The sequence below is a fragment of the Amycolatopsis sp. NPDC089917 genome, from assembly GCF_040684635.1.
GTDB lineage: Bacteria > Actinomycetota > Actinomycetes > Mycobacteriales > Pseudonocardiaceae > Amycolatopsis.
The window spans coordinates 1-15,667 of record NZ_JBFBGL010000048.1; the positions used below are offsets into that span (position 1 = coordinate 1).

Here is a 15,667-nt window from a genome sequence, read left to right on the forward strand (position 1 = left end):
ACTCCCGCAGCGCCGAGACGGCGACGTCGCGGCGCTCCCGCAGCGAGGCGGCGAGGGTCCGCAGATGACGTGCCCAGGCCGGGGAGCTCACCAGCCCTCGCCCACCGAAGTCGCCTTCCCATGATCCTCGGTCGGCGAAACCTTCGAGTTCTTGAAGCAGATGTAGGTCACGCCCGAGTCGACGCCGCCGTTCGCCGGGTCCGGGTTGATGCCCAGCGACTTCGCGGTCGCGTAGGACGCCTCGCCGATGATGTCCTTCGGGCCGGTGTCACCGATGACGGTATAGAGCACCTTGTTGTTGTAGATCACCGCGCACGAGCCGGCGCCCTTGAGGCCGGACTTCTCGAAGTTCCACGTGCTGCTGATGCTCGGCACGACGATGTAGGGCGTCTGGTCGGCGATCAGCGCCTTGCCGTCGGAGCGCGGGTACGCGGTGCCGTCCTGGAACCACGGGTCGGTGTTCTTGTTGCACCGCGGGGTCGGCTGCCCGTCGCAGTCGACGTCCATGTCGGCCTTCCAGAACACGGCGCTTCCGGCGTCGCAGACCGCGATGGTCCGGCCGGTCTCCTCGTCGGTCTTGTACTTGCCGTTCGAGATCTGGTTGCAGCTGGCGGTCTTCGCCAGCAACTGCTGCGCGGTCGGACCCGCCTGTATCGAAGGGGCCGCCGAGGCCATCGCCGCGGGGGCCAGTCCTGCGGCCACCACCATCGCCGAGAACAGGAGCAACTTCCGCATACCGTGCACCCCTTAGTTAATAAGACTTCTTTACCGAGGGTGCTCAGGATGCAGCCGGGCTCGGGGCAACTCAAGACCCGGCGGGGGGTTGTTTTCCAACCATGGAAAGAAAACCGGTCAAAAGCGGGCAAGCCTGGCGACGCGCGCCATCATCCGTCCCGCTCGGCGGTACAGGCCATCCCGCTCACCGAGCACGCTGTCGATCCACTCCTGGTCGACGTCGTGCCGCACCTCGGTGCGCGGCCGCAGCCAGCTGTCGCGCGGCACCGCGCCGCCTTCGGTCGTGTAGACCCGCGTCGCACCGGAACGCCGGAGCCTGCTGAGCACGCGCCGGTCGTAGGCGCCGAACGGCGGCGCGTACGCGCGTACGGGCTTCCCGCTCAGGTCGGCGAGCAGCTTCGGCGCGGCTTCGAGTTCGCGCCGGACGTGCCTGTCGTCGAGACGCCGCCAGTCCCGGTGCTCCCAGCCGTGCGAGCCGATCGACATCCCCGCCTCGGTCAGGCCCCGCAGGTCGTCGGCGTCGACGAAGCCCCGCTGGCCGATCCGGCCCGCCAGCGGGAAGAACTCCGCCGTGAGATCGCGCTCCACCAGCTTGGGGAGCGCGATCTCAACGTCCGAGACGTTGCCGTCGTCGAAGGTGAGTCCGACGTCGTCGCGTCCGGCCACCGTGTCGAGCACGCGCTCGAACTGGTCGACCGTCACCCATGTCTCGTTCTCGCCTGGATCGAGCGCGCGCACGGGCTTGCCCACGCCGCCAATCGCCAGGATCACCATCCGCGCCTCATTCGGGACCGACTGTATTTCCCGATTAATCGAGTTGGCGAATGGAGTAGTTACACACTCCAGCGAAGTGTCCACGAACGGATTACTTGCGGATCTCCAGGGTGCAGCACTTCGGGCCGCCGCCGGCCTTCCTGAGCTCGGAAATGTCCACGAAGACGACCTCGTAGCCGCGATCGGTCAGCCGCGCCGCCAACCCGGTCGCCTCGACCGGCAGGACGACGTTGCGGCCGTCGGAGACCCCGTTCAGCCCAAAGCACTCCGCGTCGGCCCGGTCCGCGATTACCGCGTCCGGGAACATCCTCTCCAGCACCTTCCGCGACCCGGCGGAGAAGGCCTCCGGGTAGTAGGCGATCTGGGCGGGCGTGGCGTCGGTGGCCTCGGCGAGCACGAACAGCGCGGTGTCGAGGTGGTAGTAGCTCGGGTCGATCAGCCGCAGCGAGACGACCGGGACACCGAGGACCTCCTGCGCCTCGGCGTGCGCGGCCGGGTCGGTCCGGAAGCCGGTGCCCGCCAGCAGGATCCTGCCGGTCCAGGCGAAGTCGCCTTCGGCCTCGTTGATCTTCTCGGGCATGGTGATGTCGCGGTAACCGTGCTCGACGAACCAGCGGCGGAAGTGCTCGGCCTCGGCGGTGCGCTGCGGGGCACGGAACCGCGAGCCGAGGACGCGGCCGTCGACGACCGTGCCGGAGTTCGCCGCGAACACCATGTCGGGCAGACCGGGCTGGGCGTCGATCTCCTCGACCGTGTGGCCGAGGCGTCGGTAGGTGTCACGGAGTTCGGTCCATTGCGCCATCGCGGTGTCGACGCTGACCGGGACGGACGGGTCCATCCACGGGTTGATGACGTAATCCACCGCGAAGTACCGCGGCGGGCACATGAGGTAGCGGCGCGTCGTGGGTACACGGGGCTGCTGCTCCAGTTCCGGCATACCCGAAGAGTAAGGCTCACCTAATTCCGCAATCAATCGCTGTTCGCTGCGCACATACCTGCTAAACATTGCGTGTGAACACCATCGACCAGCGAATCGTTTCATGCCTGATGGCCAATGCGAGGTCCAGCTACGCCGACATCGGCAAAGTGGTCGGCCTGTCCGCGCCCGCGGTGAAACGACGGGTCGACCGGCTGCTGGAAACCGGGGTCCTGCGCGGGTTCACCGCGGTCGTGGATCCCGAGGCGCTGGGCTGGGGCACCGAGGCGTTCGTCGAGATGACCTGCAACGGCAACATCACCCCGGCCCGGATCCGCGCCCGGCTGGAACCGCTGCCGGAGGTCGTCGCGGCCTACACGGTGTCCGGCGCGGCCGACGCGATCGTCCACCTGCGCGCTTCGGACATCCATCACCTGGAGACCGCGCTGGAGCGGCTGCGAGGACTGGAGATCGTCGACCGCACGGTCTCCACCGTCGTCCTTTCCCGGTTGCTGGAGCGCCCACCGACACCCGAAGCGTGACACCCTCGATCGGTGACCGATCAGATCCGCTCCAGCCACGACGGCGGCGTCGCCGTGCTCACCATCGACGCCCCCGCGACCCGCAACGCCCTGACGCTCGATCTGTCCGCGCAGCTGGCCGAGGCCGTCGCGCGTGCCGAGGCCGACGAGAGTGTCCACGCCTTGGTCATCACCGGCGCTCCCCCGGCCTTTTGCGCGGGCGCGGACCTGGACACGCTCGCCGACGCCCGGGAGGAGGGCCTCCGCGCGATCTATGCCGGATTTCTCTCGGTGGCGCACTGTTCCCTGCCGACGATCGCGGCGGTAGGCGGTGCCGCCGTCGGCGCCGGTTTGAACCTCGCGCTCGCCGCGGACGTCCGCATCGTGGGATCGAAGGCGAAGTTCGTGGCCAGATTTCTCGATCTCGGCATCCATCCCGGCGGCGGGATGACGTGGATGATCCAGCGGCTCGTCGGACCGCAGAAGGCCGCGGCGATGACACTCTTCGGTGAGATCGTCGACGCCGAAGCCGCCGTCGAATCCGGACTCGCGCTCCGGCTCGTCGAAGGAGATCTGGTCGAGGCCGCCCGTGAACTGGCGAAACCCGCCGTCGCCGCCCCGCGCGACGTCCTCCTGGCGACGAAGCGCACGCTCCGGCACACCGCTTCACTGACCGACCATTCGGCCGCCGTCGACGCCGAGATCGAGCCGCAGATCGCGTCGCTCACCGGGCCCGCGTTCGCCGAACGGCTCACCAAGCTGCGCGCGGCCATTACCGGCCGATGACCATTCCTCGACCGGACTTCACTACGCTGGAACGAGATACGCCTCACAATCGGGGCACATCGATAACCGTTACCATCGGTAACAGTTAAACCGGAAAACCCCCGCTCAGCGACGAGCTCAGGACACTCGAGGAGTAGGTCCAGGCCATTTTTTTGGCAATCTGGGAAGTGTGCCGGGGACTAACCTCGGAACATGGCACCTGTGACCTGGCCGACATCGCCGGGCGAGGCACCCGATCTCCGGCAAGGCCGGGGACGACGCACGTCGGGAGAGAGGGAATCCCTGACCTATGAGCACGAGTGCGAACGGCAACGGCTCCTTGTCGGCCGTCAGGCCCACCGAGGTCGCCAAGCTGGACCGGGTGGTCATCCGGTTCGCCGGTGACTCCGGTGACGGCATGCAGCTGACGGGCGACAGGTTCACGTCGGAAGCGGCGGCCTTCGGCAACGACCTGTCCACCATGCCGAACTTCCCCGCGGAGATCCGCGCGCCACAGGGCACCATCCCGGGCGTCTCGAGCTTCCAGGTGCACTTCGCCGACTACGACATCCTGACGCCGGGCGACCGGCCGGACGTCCTGGTCGCCATGAACCCCGCCGCGCTGAAGGCGAACCTCGCCGACGTCCCGACAGGTGGGACGATCATCCTCAACACCGACGAGTTCTCCAAGCGGAACCTGGTCAAGGTCGGTTTCGAGAACGACCCGCTCGACGACGACACCCTTTCGGCCTATCAAGTGCATCGGGTGGCCATGTCGACGTTGACCAGGGGCGCGCTCGAAGAGACCGGACTGTCCAAAAAGGACGCCGAACGCGCGAAGAACATGTTCGCGCTCGGCCTGCTCTCCTGGATGTACCACCGGCCGACCGAGGGCACGGAACGCTTCCTGCGCGAGAAGTTCGCGAAGAAGGCCGACATCGCCGAGGCGAACATCCTGGCCTTCCGCGCCGGCTGGAACTACGGCGAGACGACGGAGTCGTTCGCGACGACGTACGAGGTCGCGCCCGCGAAGCTGAACCAGGGCACGTATCGCCAGATCACCGGGAACACCGCGCTGGCCTACGGGCTGGTCGCCGCCGGGCAGCAGTCCGGCCTGCAGATCCTGCTGGGCACGTACCCGATCACCCCGGCGTCGGACATCCTCCACGAGCTGTCCAAGCACAAGAACTACGGCATCCTCACCTTCCAGGCCGAGGACGAGATCGCCGGCATCGGCGCGGCGCTCGGCGCCTCCTACGGCGGCGCGCTGGGGGTCACCTCGACGTCCGGTCCCGGTGTCGCGCTGAAGTCCGAAGCGATCGGCCTCGCGGTGATGACCGAACTGCCGCTGGTCGTCGTCGACGTCCAGCGCGGCGGCCCGTCGACCGGGCTGCCGACCAAGACCGAGCAGGCCGACCTGCTGCAGGCCATGTTCGGCCGCAACGGCGAATCCCCGGTGCCGATCGTCGCGCCGCTGTCCCCCGCGGACTGCTTCGACGCGGCGCTGGAGGCCACCCGGATCGCGCTGAAGTACCGCACCCCGGTGTTCCTGCTGTCGGACGGCGCGATCGCGAACGGCTCCGAGCCGTGGCTGATCCCGGACGTCGACCGGCTGCCGGATCTGCGGGTGGAGTTCGCCACCGAGCCGAATGCCGAGGACGGATCCGGGGAATTCTGGCCGTATGTCCGCGACCCCGAGACCCTCGCCCGCGAGTGGGCGGTGCCCGGCGCGGCCGGTCTCCAGCACCGCATCGGCGGACTGGAGAAGGCCGACAAGACCGGCCACATCTCCTACGACCCCGACAACCACGACAAGATGGTCCGCCTTCGCCAGGCCAAGATCGACGGCATCGACGTCCCGGACCTGGTCGTCGACGATCCGAGCGGCGGCAAGGCCAGGGTGCTGGCGCTCGGCTGGGGCTCCTCCTACGGGCCGATCGGCGCCGCGTGCCGCCGGGTCCGCAAGGACGGCATGCCGATCGCGCAGGCGCATCTGCGGCATCTCAACCCGTTCCCGGGCAACCTCGGTGACGTACTCCGTTCGTACGACACCGTCGTCGTCCCTGAAATGAACCTCGGCCAGCTGTCGATGCTCCTGAGGGCGAAGTACCTCGTGGACGTGAAGTCGTATACGAAGGTCGCCGGGCTGCCCTTCAAGGCGGAGGAGCTGCAAGGCGTGTTCACGGAGATCATCACCAGTACGGAGGCGGCGAAGTGACCGCGATTGACCTGGGGATTCCCACCCTCGGCGGCTTGGACTTGGTTCCGAGCGAGGCCGAGCCGCAGAAGGCGAAGGACTACAAGTCGGACCAGGAGGTCCGCTGGTGTCCCGGCTGCGGGGACTACGTCGTGCTCAACGCCGTGCAGTCGTTCCTGCCGACGCTCGGCCTCAAGCGCGAGAACATCGTCTTCATCTCGGGCATCGGGTGCTCGTCCCGGTTCCCGTACTACCTGAACACCTACGGCATGCACTCGATCCACGGCCGCGCGCCGTCGATCGCGACCGGGCTCGCGACCGCGCGACCGGACCTGTCGGTGTGGGTCGTCACCGGTGACGGCGACGCGCTGTCCATCGGCGGCAACCACCTGATCCACGCGTTGCGGCGCAACGTGAACATCAAGATCCTGCTGTTCAACAACCGGATCTACGGCCTCACCAAGGGCCAGTACTCGCCGACGTCCGGCCCGGGCATGGTCACGAAGTCCACCCCGATGGGCTCGGTCGACACCCCGTTCAACCCGCTTTCGCTGGCGATCGGCGCCGAAGCGTCGTTCGTGGGCCGCGCGCTCGACTCGGACCGCAAGGGCCTGACCGAGGTGCTGGAGGCCGCCGCGAAGCACCGCGGGTCGGCGCTGGTGGAGATCTACCAGAACTGCCCGATCTTCAACGACGGCGCGTTCGACGTCCTCAAGGACAAGGACGAGGCCGCCACCCGGCTCATCCCGCTGAAGTCCGGCGAGCCGATCAAGTTCGGGCCGCAGGGCGAATACGGCGTCACACGCGGCGGCTTCGCCGGGCTGGAAGTCGGGAAGGTCGCGAACATCGGCGAGGAGAACCTCGTCGTGCACGATCCGACGATCGAGGACACGGCGTACGCGTTCGCGCTTTCGCGGATCGGCGACCAGAACCTGAACCACGTGCCGACCGGCATCCTGCGTCAGGTCGAGCGGCCCACCTACGACGACCAGGCGCGCGCCCAGGTCGAAGAGGCCCGCGCGGCCCGCAAGCCGGACCTTCAGGGCTTGCTGCGCGGCAAGGACACCTGGACCGTCGTCAGCTAGTCAGAAGTACATGAAGGCCCCCTTCCTTGCGCCTGGCGCAAGGAAGGGGGCCTTCATGTACTTCAGCTCAACGGGCGGAAGCCCACGCGCTCCGCGTCGGCCGCGGTCCGGAACCAGACCTCCGCGACCATCTTCGGGAACTGGGGCGAGTCCTCGGCGCAGTACCGCAGCGCCGTCACGCTGGCCTTGACCGCGAAGTCGTCGGCGGGACGGCCACCGCCCGGACGCGGCATCGCCGAACCCGGACCGAACGGGCCGGGCGGAACGGACTCCGAGACAGGAGCGGCGGACTGCCGTGCGGGAGGCGGCTCCGGCGCCGGCATCGCGTCACCCGGCTGGACGGCGGGCTCGAACAGCGAACCGCTCTGCCCGCCGGACAGCTCCGGCTCACGACGTTCGATCGCCCGCATGGACGGCTGGATCGGCTGCGGCGGCTCGAAACCGCCGCGCACCGCTCCCCGCGGCGTGCGCTTGGGCAGCACCTGGGTGGCTTCGGCGGGCGTCTCGGGCTCCGAGTCGAGGAGACCGGCCTTCGCTTCTTCGTCGGAACCGAAGGCGTACGCGGGCGGGTCGTCGTGGAGCTGTTCTTCCCGCTCGAACCAGCTGGTCTCGACGGGCGCCTGCTCCGTCTCGACGCGCGAAGCGGGGCTGAACAGCGACACCTGCTCCTGCTCCGGCTGCGTCTCGGCGCCTTCGGGATCCAGCTGGATCTCCAGGCGGGACCGGTACGGCCCGTCGCCCGGCAGGATCGGCAGGGGCTCGGGCTCGGGTTCCGGTTCGAGGTCCAGCTTCGACGCGGGCTGGAGGTACTCGGTGGCCGCGGCGGCGTACGGGTTCTCCGGCTCGGGCTGAGGTTCGGGCTCCGGTTCCGGTTCCAGCTGGGCCGCGGGGATGAACTGCGTCCGCTCGGCCGCGTGCTCGGGATCGGGTTCGGGCTCCGGTTCCGGCTGAGGCGTGGTGCGGTACTCGGCCGCGTACTCGTCTTCGGGCTCGAAGGTCTGCGGCTCCACGGGCTCCGGCGCCTGCGCCGGTTCCGCGGGCTCGAAGATCTGCGTGGCGGTGGGCTCCGGCTCGGGCGCCGTCTCCTCGACGACGTCTTCACGCAGGTCCTGGACGGGCTCCGGCGCCTGCTCCTCGACGGGCTCCGACCACGGCCGCTGCGCGGGCTCGTGCTCGGTGAGCGTATCGGGATACGCGGGCTTCGGCTCCTCGGCGGCCGCGAACTCCTCGTCCAGCTCGTCGTGCGACGGCTTCGTGAGGTACGCGGTCCCGCCCGCGACGGCGGCGGCACCGGCGCCGAGGCTCACCCCGGCGGGCAGCCGGGACTTCTCGGCGTGCGCGGTGGCCAGCGAGCTTTCCAGCTCACGGATGCGCTTGCGCGCCGGGATCACCAGCACCAGCCAGGTGAGCAGCGCGCCGACGACGAACGCCAGCAGACTCCACAGCCAAACCTGTCCGAAAATGGACATCCAACCCGCCCTTTGTCAATGCGTTCGTGCGACCAGGTAGTCGGCGACCGATTCGCAGGCGTCCCGGGCGGGCGACGCGGGCAGCGCCGCGAGCTCGGCACGCGCCCGCCGAGCGTAGTCGGAAAGAGTTTCGCGTGCGCGTTCGAGTCCGGACGAGGCACGCAGCAGATCCAGGGCCTCGGCGACGAGCTTGTCGTCGGAGATCGGCCCCGACAGCAGCTCGACCAGGCGCGGGTCGGTGGCCGGGTCGGCCAGCGCGTACAGCATCGGAAGGGTGCGGACGCCTTCGCGAAGGTCCGTGCCCTGCGCCTTGCCGAGCTCGTCCGAGGCGGACGCGATGTCGATGACGTCGTCGGAGATCTGGAACGCGGTCCCGATGATGTCGCCGAAGCGGCGGAGCGCGTCGATGTAGTCGTCGGGCGCGCCGGACATCATCCCGCCGAACCGGCCGGAGGTGGCGATCAGCGAACCGGTCTTCTGCGCGATGACGGTGAGGTAGTGCTCGACCGCGTCGTCGCCGTCACCCGGGCCGACGGTCTCGCGCATCTGGCCGGTGACCAGCTCACCGAAGGTCTCGGCGATGATCCGGGCCGCGTCGGTGCCGAGGTCGGCGACCAGCCGCGAGGCGTGCGCGAACAGGAAGTCGCCGGTCAGGATGGCGATGGTGTTGTCCCAGCGGGCGTTGACGCTCTCCGCGCCGCGGCGCATCGTCGCCTCGTCCATCACGTCGTCGTGGTACAGCGTCGCGAGGTGCACCAGCTCGACGGCCGCGGCGGCGGTGACCACCTGGTCGCCCTGCTTCGGCCCGAACTGCGACGACAGCAGCGTGAACAGCGGGCGGAAACGTTTGCCCCCCGCCTCGACCAGGTGCGAAGCGGCGTCCTCGACGGCCTTGACGTCACTGCGGACGACATCGCGGAGGAGCGTCTCGACGTCGGCGAGACCGGTCGCGAGGGTGCGCAGGAGCTGCTCGTCGGCGATCTGGAGCCCGACGGACGCGCGCAGGTCCTCGATGGCACCACCTGGGGCAGGTGAAGACACAGACACGTCGGCTCCGCTCTCTTTGACACCGTTCGGGGTTGCTTCCAGCGTAGTGGCTACCCACTGAGGCCTGTTGACGTGCTGTCCAGGGGAAACGGTGACGAATATGACACCCCCACCGCGTATCCTGCCGACCTTGGCACGAACTGGGGGAACACCATGGAAAGTCCGGACGATTCCGGCGACAGACCGGCGTGGGCGCCGCCCGCCGAAGAGCACCGGGAGCAGCGTTCGACGGTGTGGATCACCATCGTCCTCTTCGTCGCCTTCATGGCGGTGATGCTGGTCGTGGCCGCCCTGGTGGTGGGCGGTTTGAAAGAGTCGAAAGCGGGTGCCGTCCAGACCCGGCGGCCGACCGTCCCGCCGTCCTCGACGGCTGTGACCTCCGTGACGCCGCCGACGACGTCACAAGCGGAGGTACCGACCCGCAAGTACGAGACAGCGGCCAATCCGCTCGTCGCTCCGGGCGTGACGATGCCGAAGGTGACCTGCGACCTACCCGGGCTTCGCGGCACGAAGGAGAAGCTGGAGGCGTTCTACCTGGCGCTGATCCCCTGCCTGGAGCGGGCGTGGCATCCGATACTGACCCAGGCGGGCGAACCGCGGATCCCTGTCTCGGTCAACGCCGACGATGTCGCGAACACCGCCTGCGGTCCCCCGCCACCGCCCGACGAGGCCGCGGGGTACTACTGCTCGGACGGCACGACGATCTTCGTCCCGCTGCCGAGGCAGCTCGAGGATGGCGGGCCCTACCTCCTGGACCAGCTGTTCCTGCTCGCCCACGAGTACGGGCACCACGTCCAGGAGCAGTCCGGGATCCTGTCGAAGCACGACATGCTCTCCGGCGACGCGAACGGCGACCAGCCGAAGATCCTGGAGCTGAGCAGGCGGCTCGAACTCCAGGCCGACTGTTTCAGCGCGATGTTCCTCGCCAACGCCGCCGGCCGCGGCTCGATCGGCGCCGGGCTGGTCACCCAGCTCAGGCAGAGCACGTTCGAGGACAGCGACACCCACGGCTCGTCGAAGAGCGCCTCGTTGTGGCAGAAGCGCGGCCTGGCGGCGAAGGACACCTCGGCGTGCAACACCTTCGCCGCACCGGCGAACGAGGTCTCCTGAGTCAGCGGCGGCGGATCTTGATGTCGTCCATGCAGGTCGCCTTCCCCGCGACGTCGCGGTACGGGTAGCCCTTCGCGTCCAGCAGCTCCATGACCTTCAGTTCGGCCTCGTCGAGCACGTCGCGTTCCTCTTCGCCCTGAAGCGTGATGCGGTAGGTGAACGAGCCGAGGTGCGCGCTGTAGGTGAACAGGCCGTCCTCGGTGAACCCGATCGCCTGGTACCGGTCCAGCTCGGCGAGGAGCTTGGCGCGGATGTCGGCGTCGGGGTGGTCGAACTTGCCGTTGACGAGGACGCGGTAGGTCGGCATGCACTCGAATATACAGACCTGTATCCGGATACGAACTCGAATATCCAACGGGTGTCCATGATCCACGGTCGAGTGAAACGACCGTCACGCGCGCAACGGGCGAATCCGACACGCAGATAGTGATGACAAAGGAAGAACGGCCGATCCGGCTCGCTCTCCGTCACGTGAGGAGGAAGCCCATGCGCATCACCATCGCAAGCCGGGCCGGCCTGGTCGGCGCGCTGCTGCTGGCCGGTCTCGGCGCCGGGGTGGCACCGGCCGCCGCGTCGAACCCCGCGGGCGTGGCCTCGCTCGGTTCCGCCGCCTTCACCAAGGGCAGTTCGGCGCCGATTTCGATCTCGTCGCTCGCCGACTGCGCGGTCGAGGGACCGACCAGCAACTCGTCAGGGGTCGTGAGCAAGACCGGGATCACGTTCGGTGGCGGCACCTCGACGTGCACGACCACCGTCGTCGACCCCGCGAACGACGTGACCACGACGAAGTCGGAGGCCAAGGGGGAGAACTTCGAGCTTTCGGCGCTGGTCTCGGCGAGCGGCCCTCGGATCAAGATCAGGTCGTACTCGGTCAGCTGCACGGCGACCCAGAACAACACGAACGCGACCTGGACCTACGGCGGCGCGACCGGGATCGGCACCCTGCCGTCGCCGGTGCCGGTCGGCTACGTCAAGCCGATCACCAAGTCCAACGGCACCCTGCTCGCCGAAGCGATCTTCAACGAGCAGACGCTGCCGGGCGACGGCAGCATCGGGCTGACCATGCTGCGGATCAAGTTCGCCCCGGCGTCGAACATCACCGGCGAAGTGGTCATCGGGCGCACGGCCTGCTCTCCCACCCCGTAAGCCGTCCTCCGAAAAGGGGTGTCCGGCGCCGCGCCGGGCACCCCTTTTCTCTTCTGGCTTATATAAGCCTACGCTGATATCTTGACGGCAGCCGAGCCGAGGAGGGCACCGGTGGTCGGCGTGACAAGCTGGGCAAGCGCGTGGTCGAGGCGGTGACGGCGACCGTCAGCCAGGTCTACGACACCGGCATCGACGATCTCTGGAACGCCTGCACCGACCCCGGGCGCATCCCGCGCTGGTTCCTGCCGGTCAGCGGCGACCTGCGCGTCGGCGGCAGGTACCAGCTCGAAGGCAACGCGGGCGGGACCGTCGAACGGTGCGATCCTCCGAAGAGCTTCGCCGCGACCTGGGAGTACGGCGGCGACGTCAGCTGGATCGAGGTCCGGCTGAGCCCCGAAGCCGACGGGCGCACACGGTTCGAACTCGACCACACCGCCGTACCCAACGAGCATTGGAACCAGTTCGGCCCGGGTGCCGTCGGCATCGGCTGGGACATGATGCTGAACGGCCTCGCGCTGCACCTCGAATCCGGCGAGGCCGCCGACCCCGAAGCGGCGATGGCCTGGATGACCAGCGAAGACGGCGTGCGGTTCATGACCCTGAGCAACGAGGCCTGGTACGAGGCGGACGTCGCCAACGGAACCGCCGCGGACACCGCCCGCACGCGCGCCGACGCCACCTTGGCCGCCTACACCGCGCCGCCGGAGAGCTGAAGATCTTCGGCGAGTTCCGGAGCGCGAAGCAGTTCGATGAGCTCGTCGTCGGCCCGGAAAACGGCGCGGGCACCGGGCATCCCCGCCTGCCGGAGCATCGCGTGGAGGACGTCGGCGTGCGGCTGGTCGAGCAAGGTCCAGGCCATCGCGCGGCGTTTCGCGTCGTCCCCCAGTTCGCGCGCGGTCCACCACCCGGTGACGAGCGCGCTCACCTGGTTGACCGCCGTTTCCCGCCCGCGCGCCAGTTGCGCGCGGTTCAGGCCGCACACCTTGATGGTCTGCTCGCCTTTTTCGGTCAGCGCGCGGTAGGTCCCGATCGACAGCACCAGGAACAGGTGGTCCAGCGGATCGTCGACGGTCGGGTCGATCAGCAGGCTGTCGCCGTCGTCGTCCACCGGGAACAGGTCGCGTTTGTGGTGGCTGTTGCAGTACTCGCAGGCGAGCAGGTGGTTGAGCCAGTCGAACGCGCGCCCCGGGTTCCGCGCGATCGGCTCGAAATGGTCCACAGTGGACCCGAGGCCGTCGCCGCAGTACATGCAGTAGCCGCGGCCCGCGGCCATGACGTCCAGGCCTGCTCGCAAAGAACGCCGGACAGCACGGGAAACTCGCCAGAGCCGGCGTGCTTCTTTGCTGTCACCGGAAGGGATCCGCGCGGTCAGGTCTTCGAGATCGGCCACCACCCGCCCCGGCAGCGCGATCCGGCGGATCCCGATCACCGATCGTCGGCCTCGAACCGCCTGGCCACCTCGTCCACCCGGCTCGGCGGCGAACTGCTCAGCATCCCCCGGAGGCGTTCCCATTCCCGGACGCCGTTCGCGTCCGCCCGTCCGGAAGCCACCTGGAACTCGAGTTCGGCGAGGTGTTCCCGCAGTTCGACCGCCTGCGGCGAATAAGGCGTGTCCAGGCCGAAGAGGTCGGAGAGCACGGCGTCGTCCCCGCTGCCGAACACGACCCGCTCGTACAGCTCCTCGGAGACCACACGCGGCGGGACCTCCTCGTCGGGCCCGGAAAGCCGGATGAGGCCGCCGGGGTCGGCTGCCTGGCAGACGTAGGGACTGTGCGTGGTGACGATGAACTGGATCCGCGGGAAATGCGCCTTGAACCACGGCCCCATGCGTTTCTGCCACGACACGTGGAGATGCGCGTCCACCTCGTCGATGATCACGACGCCGGGGCTTTCGTGATCGAGGCCCGCGCCGTCGAGCTGCTTGAGCAGGTCGACGACGAGCGCGGTCACCGTGCGGTAGCCGTCGCTCATCTCGCGCAACGGGAACCGGTCGCCGCGATACTCGACCCAGAGCCCGTCCGAATCGACGTCCCGAATCCGGTAACCGCCGGGCAGGAGGCCGTCGCCGAGGATCTCCAGCGCCGTTTCCTTCAGCTCGCGAGCGCCCGCTTTTCCTTCCAGGGCACGGAGATGCTGGTTGATCAGCCACGTGACGCCTTCGGCGAGCGAGGCGTCTTCGTGGAACAGGCTGGCCATCCGTGCCAGTGATCCCGCGCCGCGCATCCACGACTCGGCCTCGCCGCTGCCGCCCGCGAGCCGTCGGAAGGGTCCGTAGGCCGCGCAGAACGGCTGGCCCGGCGGGAGTCCGGAGATCGGCAGCAGCCCGGAGTCGAGCCAGCGGACCTCGACCGGCGCCGGCCCCTCCTCGCGCATCACCGACAGCTCGATCGACCCGGAGGTCTGGTCCATCGAGATCCAGCTGCCGGCGTCCGACAGCAGCCCCCAGGCCACGTCCGGCGCCGCCGCGACCGCGATGGCGCGCAGCAGCGAGGTCTTGCCCGAGCCGTTGCGCCCGGCGAGCACCACCCAGCCAGGGCCGGGTAACCGCAGGTCGACGGCGCGGGCGCCGCTGAAGCCGCGGATGTTCTCCAGCCGGACCCGCTCGATGTACATGGAGGAAGCTTACGTCGGCGCGAACGTCACCTCGCCACCCGAAAGTGGGTCGCCATCACGAGTTCCATCACAGCGTGCGCCCGCGCGACGTCCATGGTCGAGACGGCTTTCGAGCGGTCCCAATCGTCGATCCCTCGCTCCCGCTCAGGTGTGATCGTGAGCCGGACATGTCCGCGCGAGTCGAGATTCCCCAGCGGGGAGACATAGAGGGAGAATTCGCGGTCGTCCTTCGCACGGAACGTGACACCAGGGTTTCCGCTGAACGAGGTCTGGTGATGGTCCTTGTAGGTCTTGTTCGGATCCGCGAGCCACTCCCCCGGCGCGCCGCCGTTGGCGGTGGCCCCGGCCTCGATCTGAAGCCGATGCTTCGGCTCGACGAAGTAACAGGAGCCCGGTGTGGCGATCGGCTCGAACTCCGGCCCGAAGGTCTTCTTGACCGCGTCGCGGAACACCGCGCATTCGACGTTCGGATCAGCGGCACCGGCGGCGAGAATCAGCTCTGCACCCGCGGGCACCTGCGCGGCTACCGCGGGATCGCAGTTCTCGCCCTTGCTGGTGGAGACCCAGTTCGCGCAGACCCCGACGCGTTCGTTGTCTTGGCCGTCGAGCGGATAAACGAGATCTCGTGGCAGCTTCGCGGTACCAGCGGTGGCGAAGTCGCGAAGGAGTCCGCAGTCCTTGCTCCGGCTCTGGAGCCCGAGTTCGAACTTGACCGCGCGTTGGAAGCTGAGCGGCACCGTGATCGCGCAGCCGCTGACAACGCCCTCGCGACGGGTTTCGATCTGATAGCCCTTCACCCCGCCCAGGTCGACGACGGCTCCATCATTCCGAAACGCCGTGTGCCCCGGGTCCCCGTCGCGGACGTCGACGATGGCCTCGTAGCCGTCTCGATAGAGCGTGCACGTCTTCCTTCCGTCCTTCACCTTGGGTTCACGAGTCACGGGCCGGGGATTGCCACCCTTCCGTCGGTCGTAGGTGGCCTGGTCGATCAGCTGACAGAAATCGAGTGCGGCCAGTGCGGCGTCGACGACCTGTTCGTCGCGATCGGCAGGACGCGGTTGTTTCGGATGCCATTTCGGAAACTGCGGTCTCGGCGGGGGCGTATCGACGGAATCCGTACAAGCCGCCAACTGGCTGACAAGTAACGCACCGAGAATCACTCTTCGGAACTTCATTACGCAGAGTATGCGAATTCCGCGCGCCGACTACCAGGTAGAACCCCGCGACCCGAGGCACGTTCACCTGAACGGTTTTCACGGATAGTCACCGGGTTCGTTGACGCTATTCAG

Annotated in this window: 16 protein-coding genes; 7 read left to right on the forward strand and 9 right to left on the reverse strand. The window is 68.3% G+C overall.

The annotated features are described in order from the left end of the window. Positions 1–87: 87 nt before the first annotated feature. The 3 genes from AB0N89_RS29150 to ddaH form a co-directional block, all read right to left on the reverse strand. Positions 88–735, reverse strand: coding sequence for a glycoside hydrolase family 75 protein (locus AB0N89_RS29150; protein ID WP_364210757.1), 648 nt, complete (start codon positions 733–735; stop codon positions 88–90). A 117-nt stretch (positions 736–852) separates the two neighbouring features. Further along, positions 853–1,509: a polysaccharide deacetylase family protein gene (locus tag AB0N89_RS29155; protein WP_364210760.1), complete on the reverse strand. Its 657-nt coding sequence runs from the start codon at positions 1,507–1,509 to the stop codon at positions 853–855. Positions 1,510–1,600: 91 nt separating this feature from the next. Then, positions 1,601–2,446, reverse strand: a complete 846-nt coding sequence (ddaH, locus tag AB0N89_RS29160) for a dimethylargininase (protein WP_364210763.1) — start codon at positions 2,444–2,446, stop codon at positions 1,601–1,603. Positions 2,447–2,520: 74 nt separating this feature from the next. Here ddaH and AB0N89_RS29165 point away from each other — a divergent pair, with 74 nt between their 5' ends. From AB0N89_RS29165 to AB0N89_RS29180, 4 genes are all read left to right on the forward strand, one after another. Next, positions 2,521–2,967 carry an Lrp/AsnC family transcriptional regulator gene (locus tag AB0N89_RS29165; protein WP_005151923.1) on the forward strand — a complete coding sequence of 149 codons (447 nt, stop codon included), beginning with the start codon at positions 2,521–2,523 and terminating at the stop codon, positions 2,965–2,967. A gap of 12 nt (positions 2,968–2,979) precedes the next feature. Further along, positions 2,980–3,732, forward strand: coding sequence for an enoyl-CoA hydratase (locus AB0N89_RS29170; protein ID WP_364210766.1), 753 nt, complete (start codon positions 2,980–2,982; stop codon positions 3,730–3,732). A 289-nt stretch (positions 3,733–4,021) separates the two neighbouring features. Next, positions 4,022–5,929, forward strand: coding sequence for a 2-oxoacid:acceptor oxidoreductase subunit alpha (locus AB0N89_RS29175; RefSeq protein ID WP_364210769.1), 1,908 nt, complete (start codon positions 4,022–4,024; stop codon positions 5,927–5,929). Beyond that, positions 5,926–6,993, forward strand: a complete 1,068-nt coding sequence (locus AB0N89_RS29180; protein ID WP_364210771.1) for a 2-oxoacid:ferredoxin oxidoreductase subunit beta — start codon at positions 5,926–5,928, stop codon at positions 6,991–6,993. The genes AB0N89_RS29175 and AB0N89_RS29180 overlap by 4 nt, the downstream gene beginning before the upstream one ends. Positions 6,994–7,055: 62 nt before the next feature. Here AB0N89_RS29180 and AB0N89_RS29185 read toward each other — a convergent pair whose 3' ends face one another. Together AB0N89_RS29185 and AB0N89_RS29190 are read right to left on the reverse strand one after the other, a co-directional pair. Then, complete coding sequence (locus AB0N89_RS29185) at positions 7,056–8,462, reverse strand: LapA family protein (protein ID WP_364210774.1); 1,407 nt, start codon at positions 8,460–8,462, stop codon at positions 7,056–7,058. Positions 8,463–8,477: 15 nt separating this feature from the next. Next, positions 8,478–9,503 carry a polyprenyl synthetase family protein gene (locus tag AB0N89_RS29190; RefSeq protein WP_364210916.1) on the reverse strand — a complete coding sequence of 342 codons (1,026 nt, stop codon included), beginning with the start codon at positions 9,501–9,503 and terminating at the stop codon, positions 8,478–8,480. Positions 9,504–9,662: 159 nt separating this feature from the next. On the opposite strand from AB0N89_RS29190, the gene AB0N89_RS29195 reads away from it, so the two are divergent. Continuing rightward, entirely contained in the window at positions 9,663–10,619 is a 957-nt protein-coding gene (locus AB0N89_RS29195; protein ID WP_364210777.1) for a neutral zinc metallopeptidase, read from the forward strand. 1 nt (position 10,620) lies between these two features. Here the strand turns inward: AB0N89_RS29195 and AB0N89_RS29200 are convergent, their stop codons facing one another. Then, a complete protein-coding gene (locus AB0N89_RS29200) occupies positions 10,621–10,926 on the reverse strand; it encodes a DUF6204 family protein (protein ID WP_364210780.1) in 306 nt (101 codons plus the stop codon). A 179-nt stretch (positions 10,927–11,105) separates the two neighbouring features. On the opposite strand from AB0N89_RS29200, the gene AB0N89_RS29205 reads away from it, so the two are divergent. Both AB0N89_RS29205 and AB0N89_RS29210 read left to right on the forward strand, forming a co-directional pair. Beyond that, positions 11,106–11,765 (forward strand): hypothetical protein, encoded by a 660-nt coding sequence (locus AB0N89_RS29205; RefSeq protein WP_364210783.1) that lies wholly within the window; start codon positions 11,106–11,108, stop codon positions 11,763–11,765. Between the two features lie 140 nt (positions 11,766–11,905). Further along, positions 11,906–12,478 carry an SRPBCC family protein gene (locus AB0N89_RS29210; RefSeq protein WP_364210785.1) on the forward strand — a complete coding sequence of 191 codons (573 nt, stop codon included), beginning with the start codon at positions 11,906–11,908 and terminating at the stop codon, positions 12,476–12,478. On the opposite strand, the gene AB0N89_RS29215 is transcribed toward AB0N89_RS29210, so the two are convergent. The 3 genes from AB0N89_RS29215 to AB0N89_RS29225 are packed head-to-tail and all read right to left on the reverse strand — an operon-like array spanning position 12,454 to position 15,538. Further along, complete coding sequence (locus AB0N89_RS29215) at positions 12,454–13,194, reverse strand: HNH endonuclease (RefSeq protein ID WP_364210788.1); 741 nt, start codon at positions 13,192–13,194, stop codon at positions 12,454–12,456. The genes AB0N89_RS29210 and AB0N89_RS29215 overlap by 25 nt on opposite strands. Continuing rightward, the gene (locus AB0N89_RS29220; protein WP_364210791.1) at positions 13,191–14,378 is read right to left on the reverse strand and encodes an AAA family ATPase; all 1,188 of its coding nucleotides are present in this window, start codon (positions 14,376–14,378) and stop codon (positions 13,191–13,193) included. The genes AB0N89_RS29215 and AB0N89_RS29220 overlap by 4 nt, the downstream gene beginning before the upstream one ends. 26 nt (positions 14,379–14,404) lie before the next feature. Continuing rightward, the gene (locus AB0N89_RS29225; RefSeq protein WP_364210794.1) at positions 14,405–15,538 is read right to left on the reverse strand and encodes a hypothetical protein; all 1,134 of its coding nucleotides are present in this window, start codon (positions 15,536–15,538) and stop codon (positions 14,405–14,407) included. Between the last annotated feature and the right edge of the window lie 129 nt (positions 15,539–15,667).

Excerpts from the sequence above, each read along its gene's own strand:
- AB0N89_RS29150 (WP_364210757.1), bottom strand. The coding sequence starts at position 735 with ATGCGGAAGTTGCTCCTGTTCTCGGCGATGGTGGTGGCCGCAGGACTG.
- AB0N89_RS29155 (WP_364210760.1), bottom strand. The coding sequence starts at position 1,509 with ATGGTGATCCTGGCGATTGGCGGCGTGGGCAAGCCCGTGCGCGCGCTC.
- ddaH (WP_364210763.1), bottom strand. The coding sequence starts at position 2,446 with ATGCCGGAACTGGAGCAGCAGCCCCGTGTACCCACGACGCGCCGCTAC.
- AB0N89_RS29175 (WP_364210769.1), top strand. The coding sequence starts at position 4,022 with ATGAGCACGAGTGCGAACGGCAACGGCTCCTTGTCGGCCGTCAGGCCC.
- AB0N89_RS29185 (WP_364210774.1), bottom strand. The coding sequence starts at position 8,462 with ATGTCCATTTTCGGACAGGTTTGGCTGTGGAGTCTGCTGGCGTTCGTC.
- AB0N89_RS29195 (WP_364210777.1), top strand. The coding sequence starts at position 9,663 with ATGGAAAGTCCGGACGATTCCGGCGACAGACCGGCGTGGGCGCCGCCC.
- AB0N89_RS29200 (WP_364210780.1), bottom strand. The coding sequence starts at position 10,926 with ATGCCGACCTACCGCGTCCTCGTCAACGGCAAGTTCGACCACCCCGAC.
- AB0N89_RS29205 (WP_364210783.1), top strand. The coding sequence starts at position 11,106 with ATGCGCATCACCATCGCAAGCCGGGCCGGCCTGGTCGGCGCGCTGCTG.
- AB0N89_RS29220 (WP_364210791.1), bottom strand. The coding sequence starts at position 14,378 with ATGTACATCGAGCGGGTCCGGCTGGAGAACATCCGCGGCTTCAGCGGC.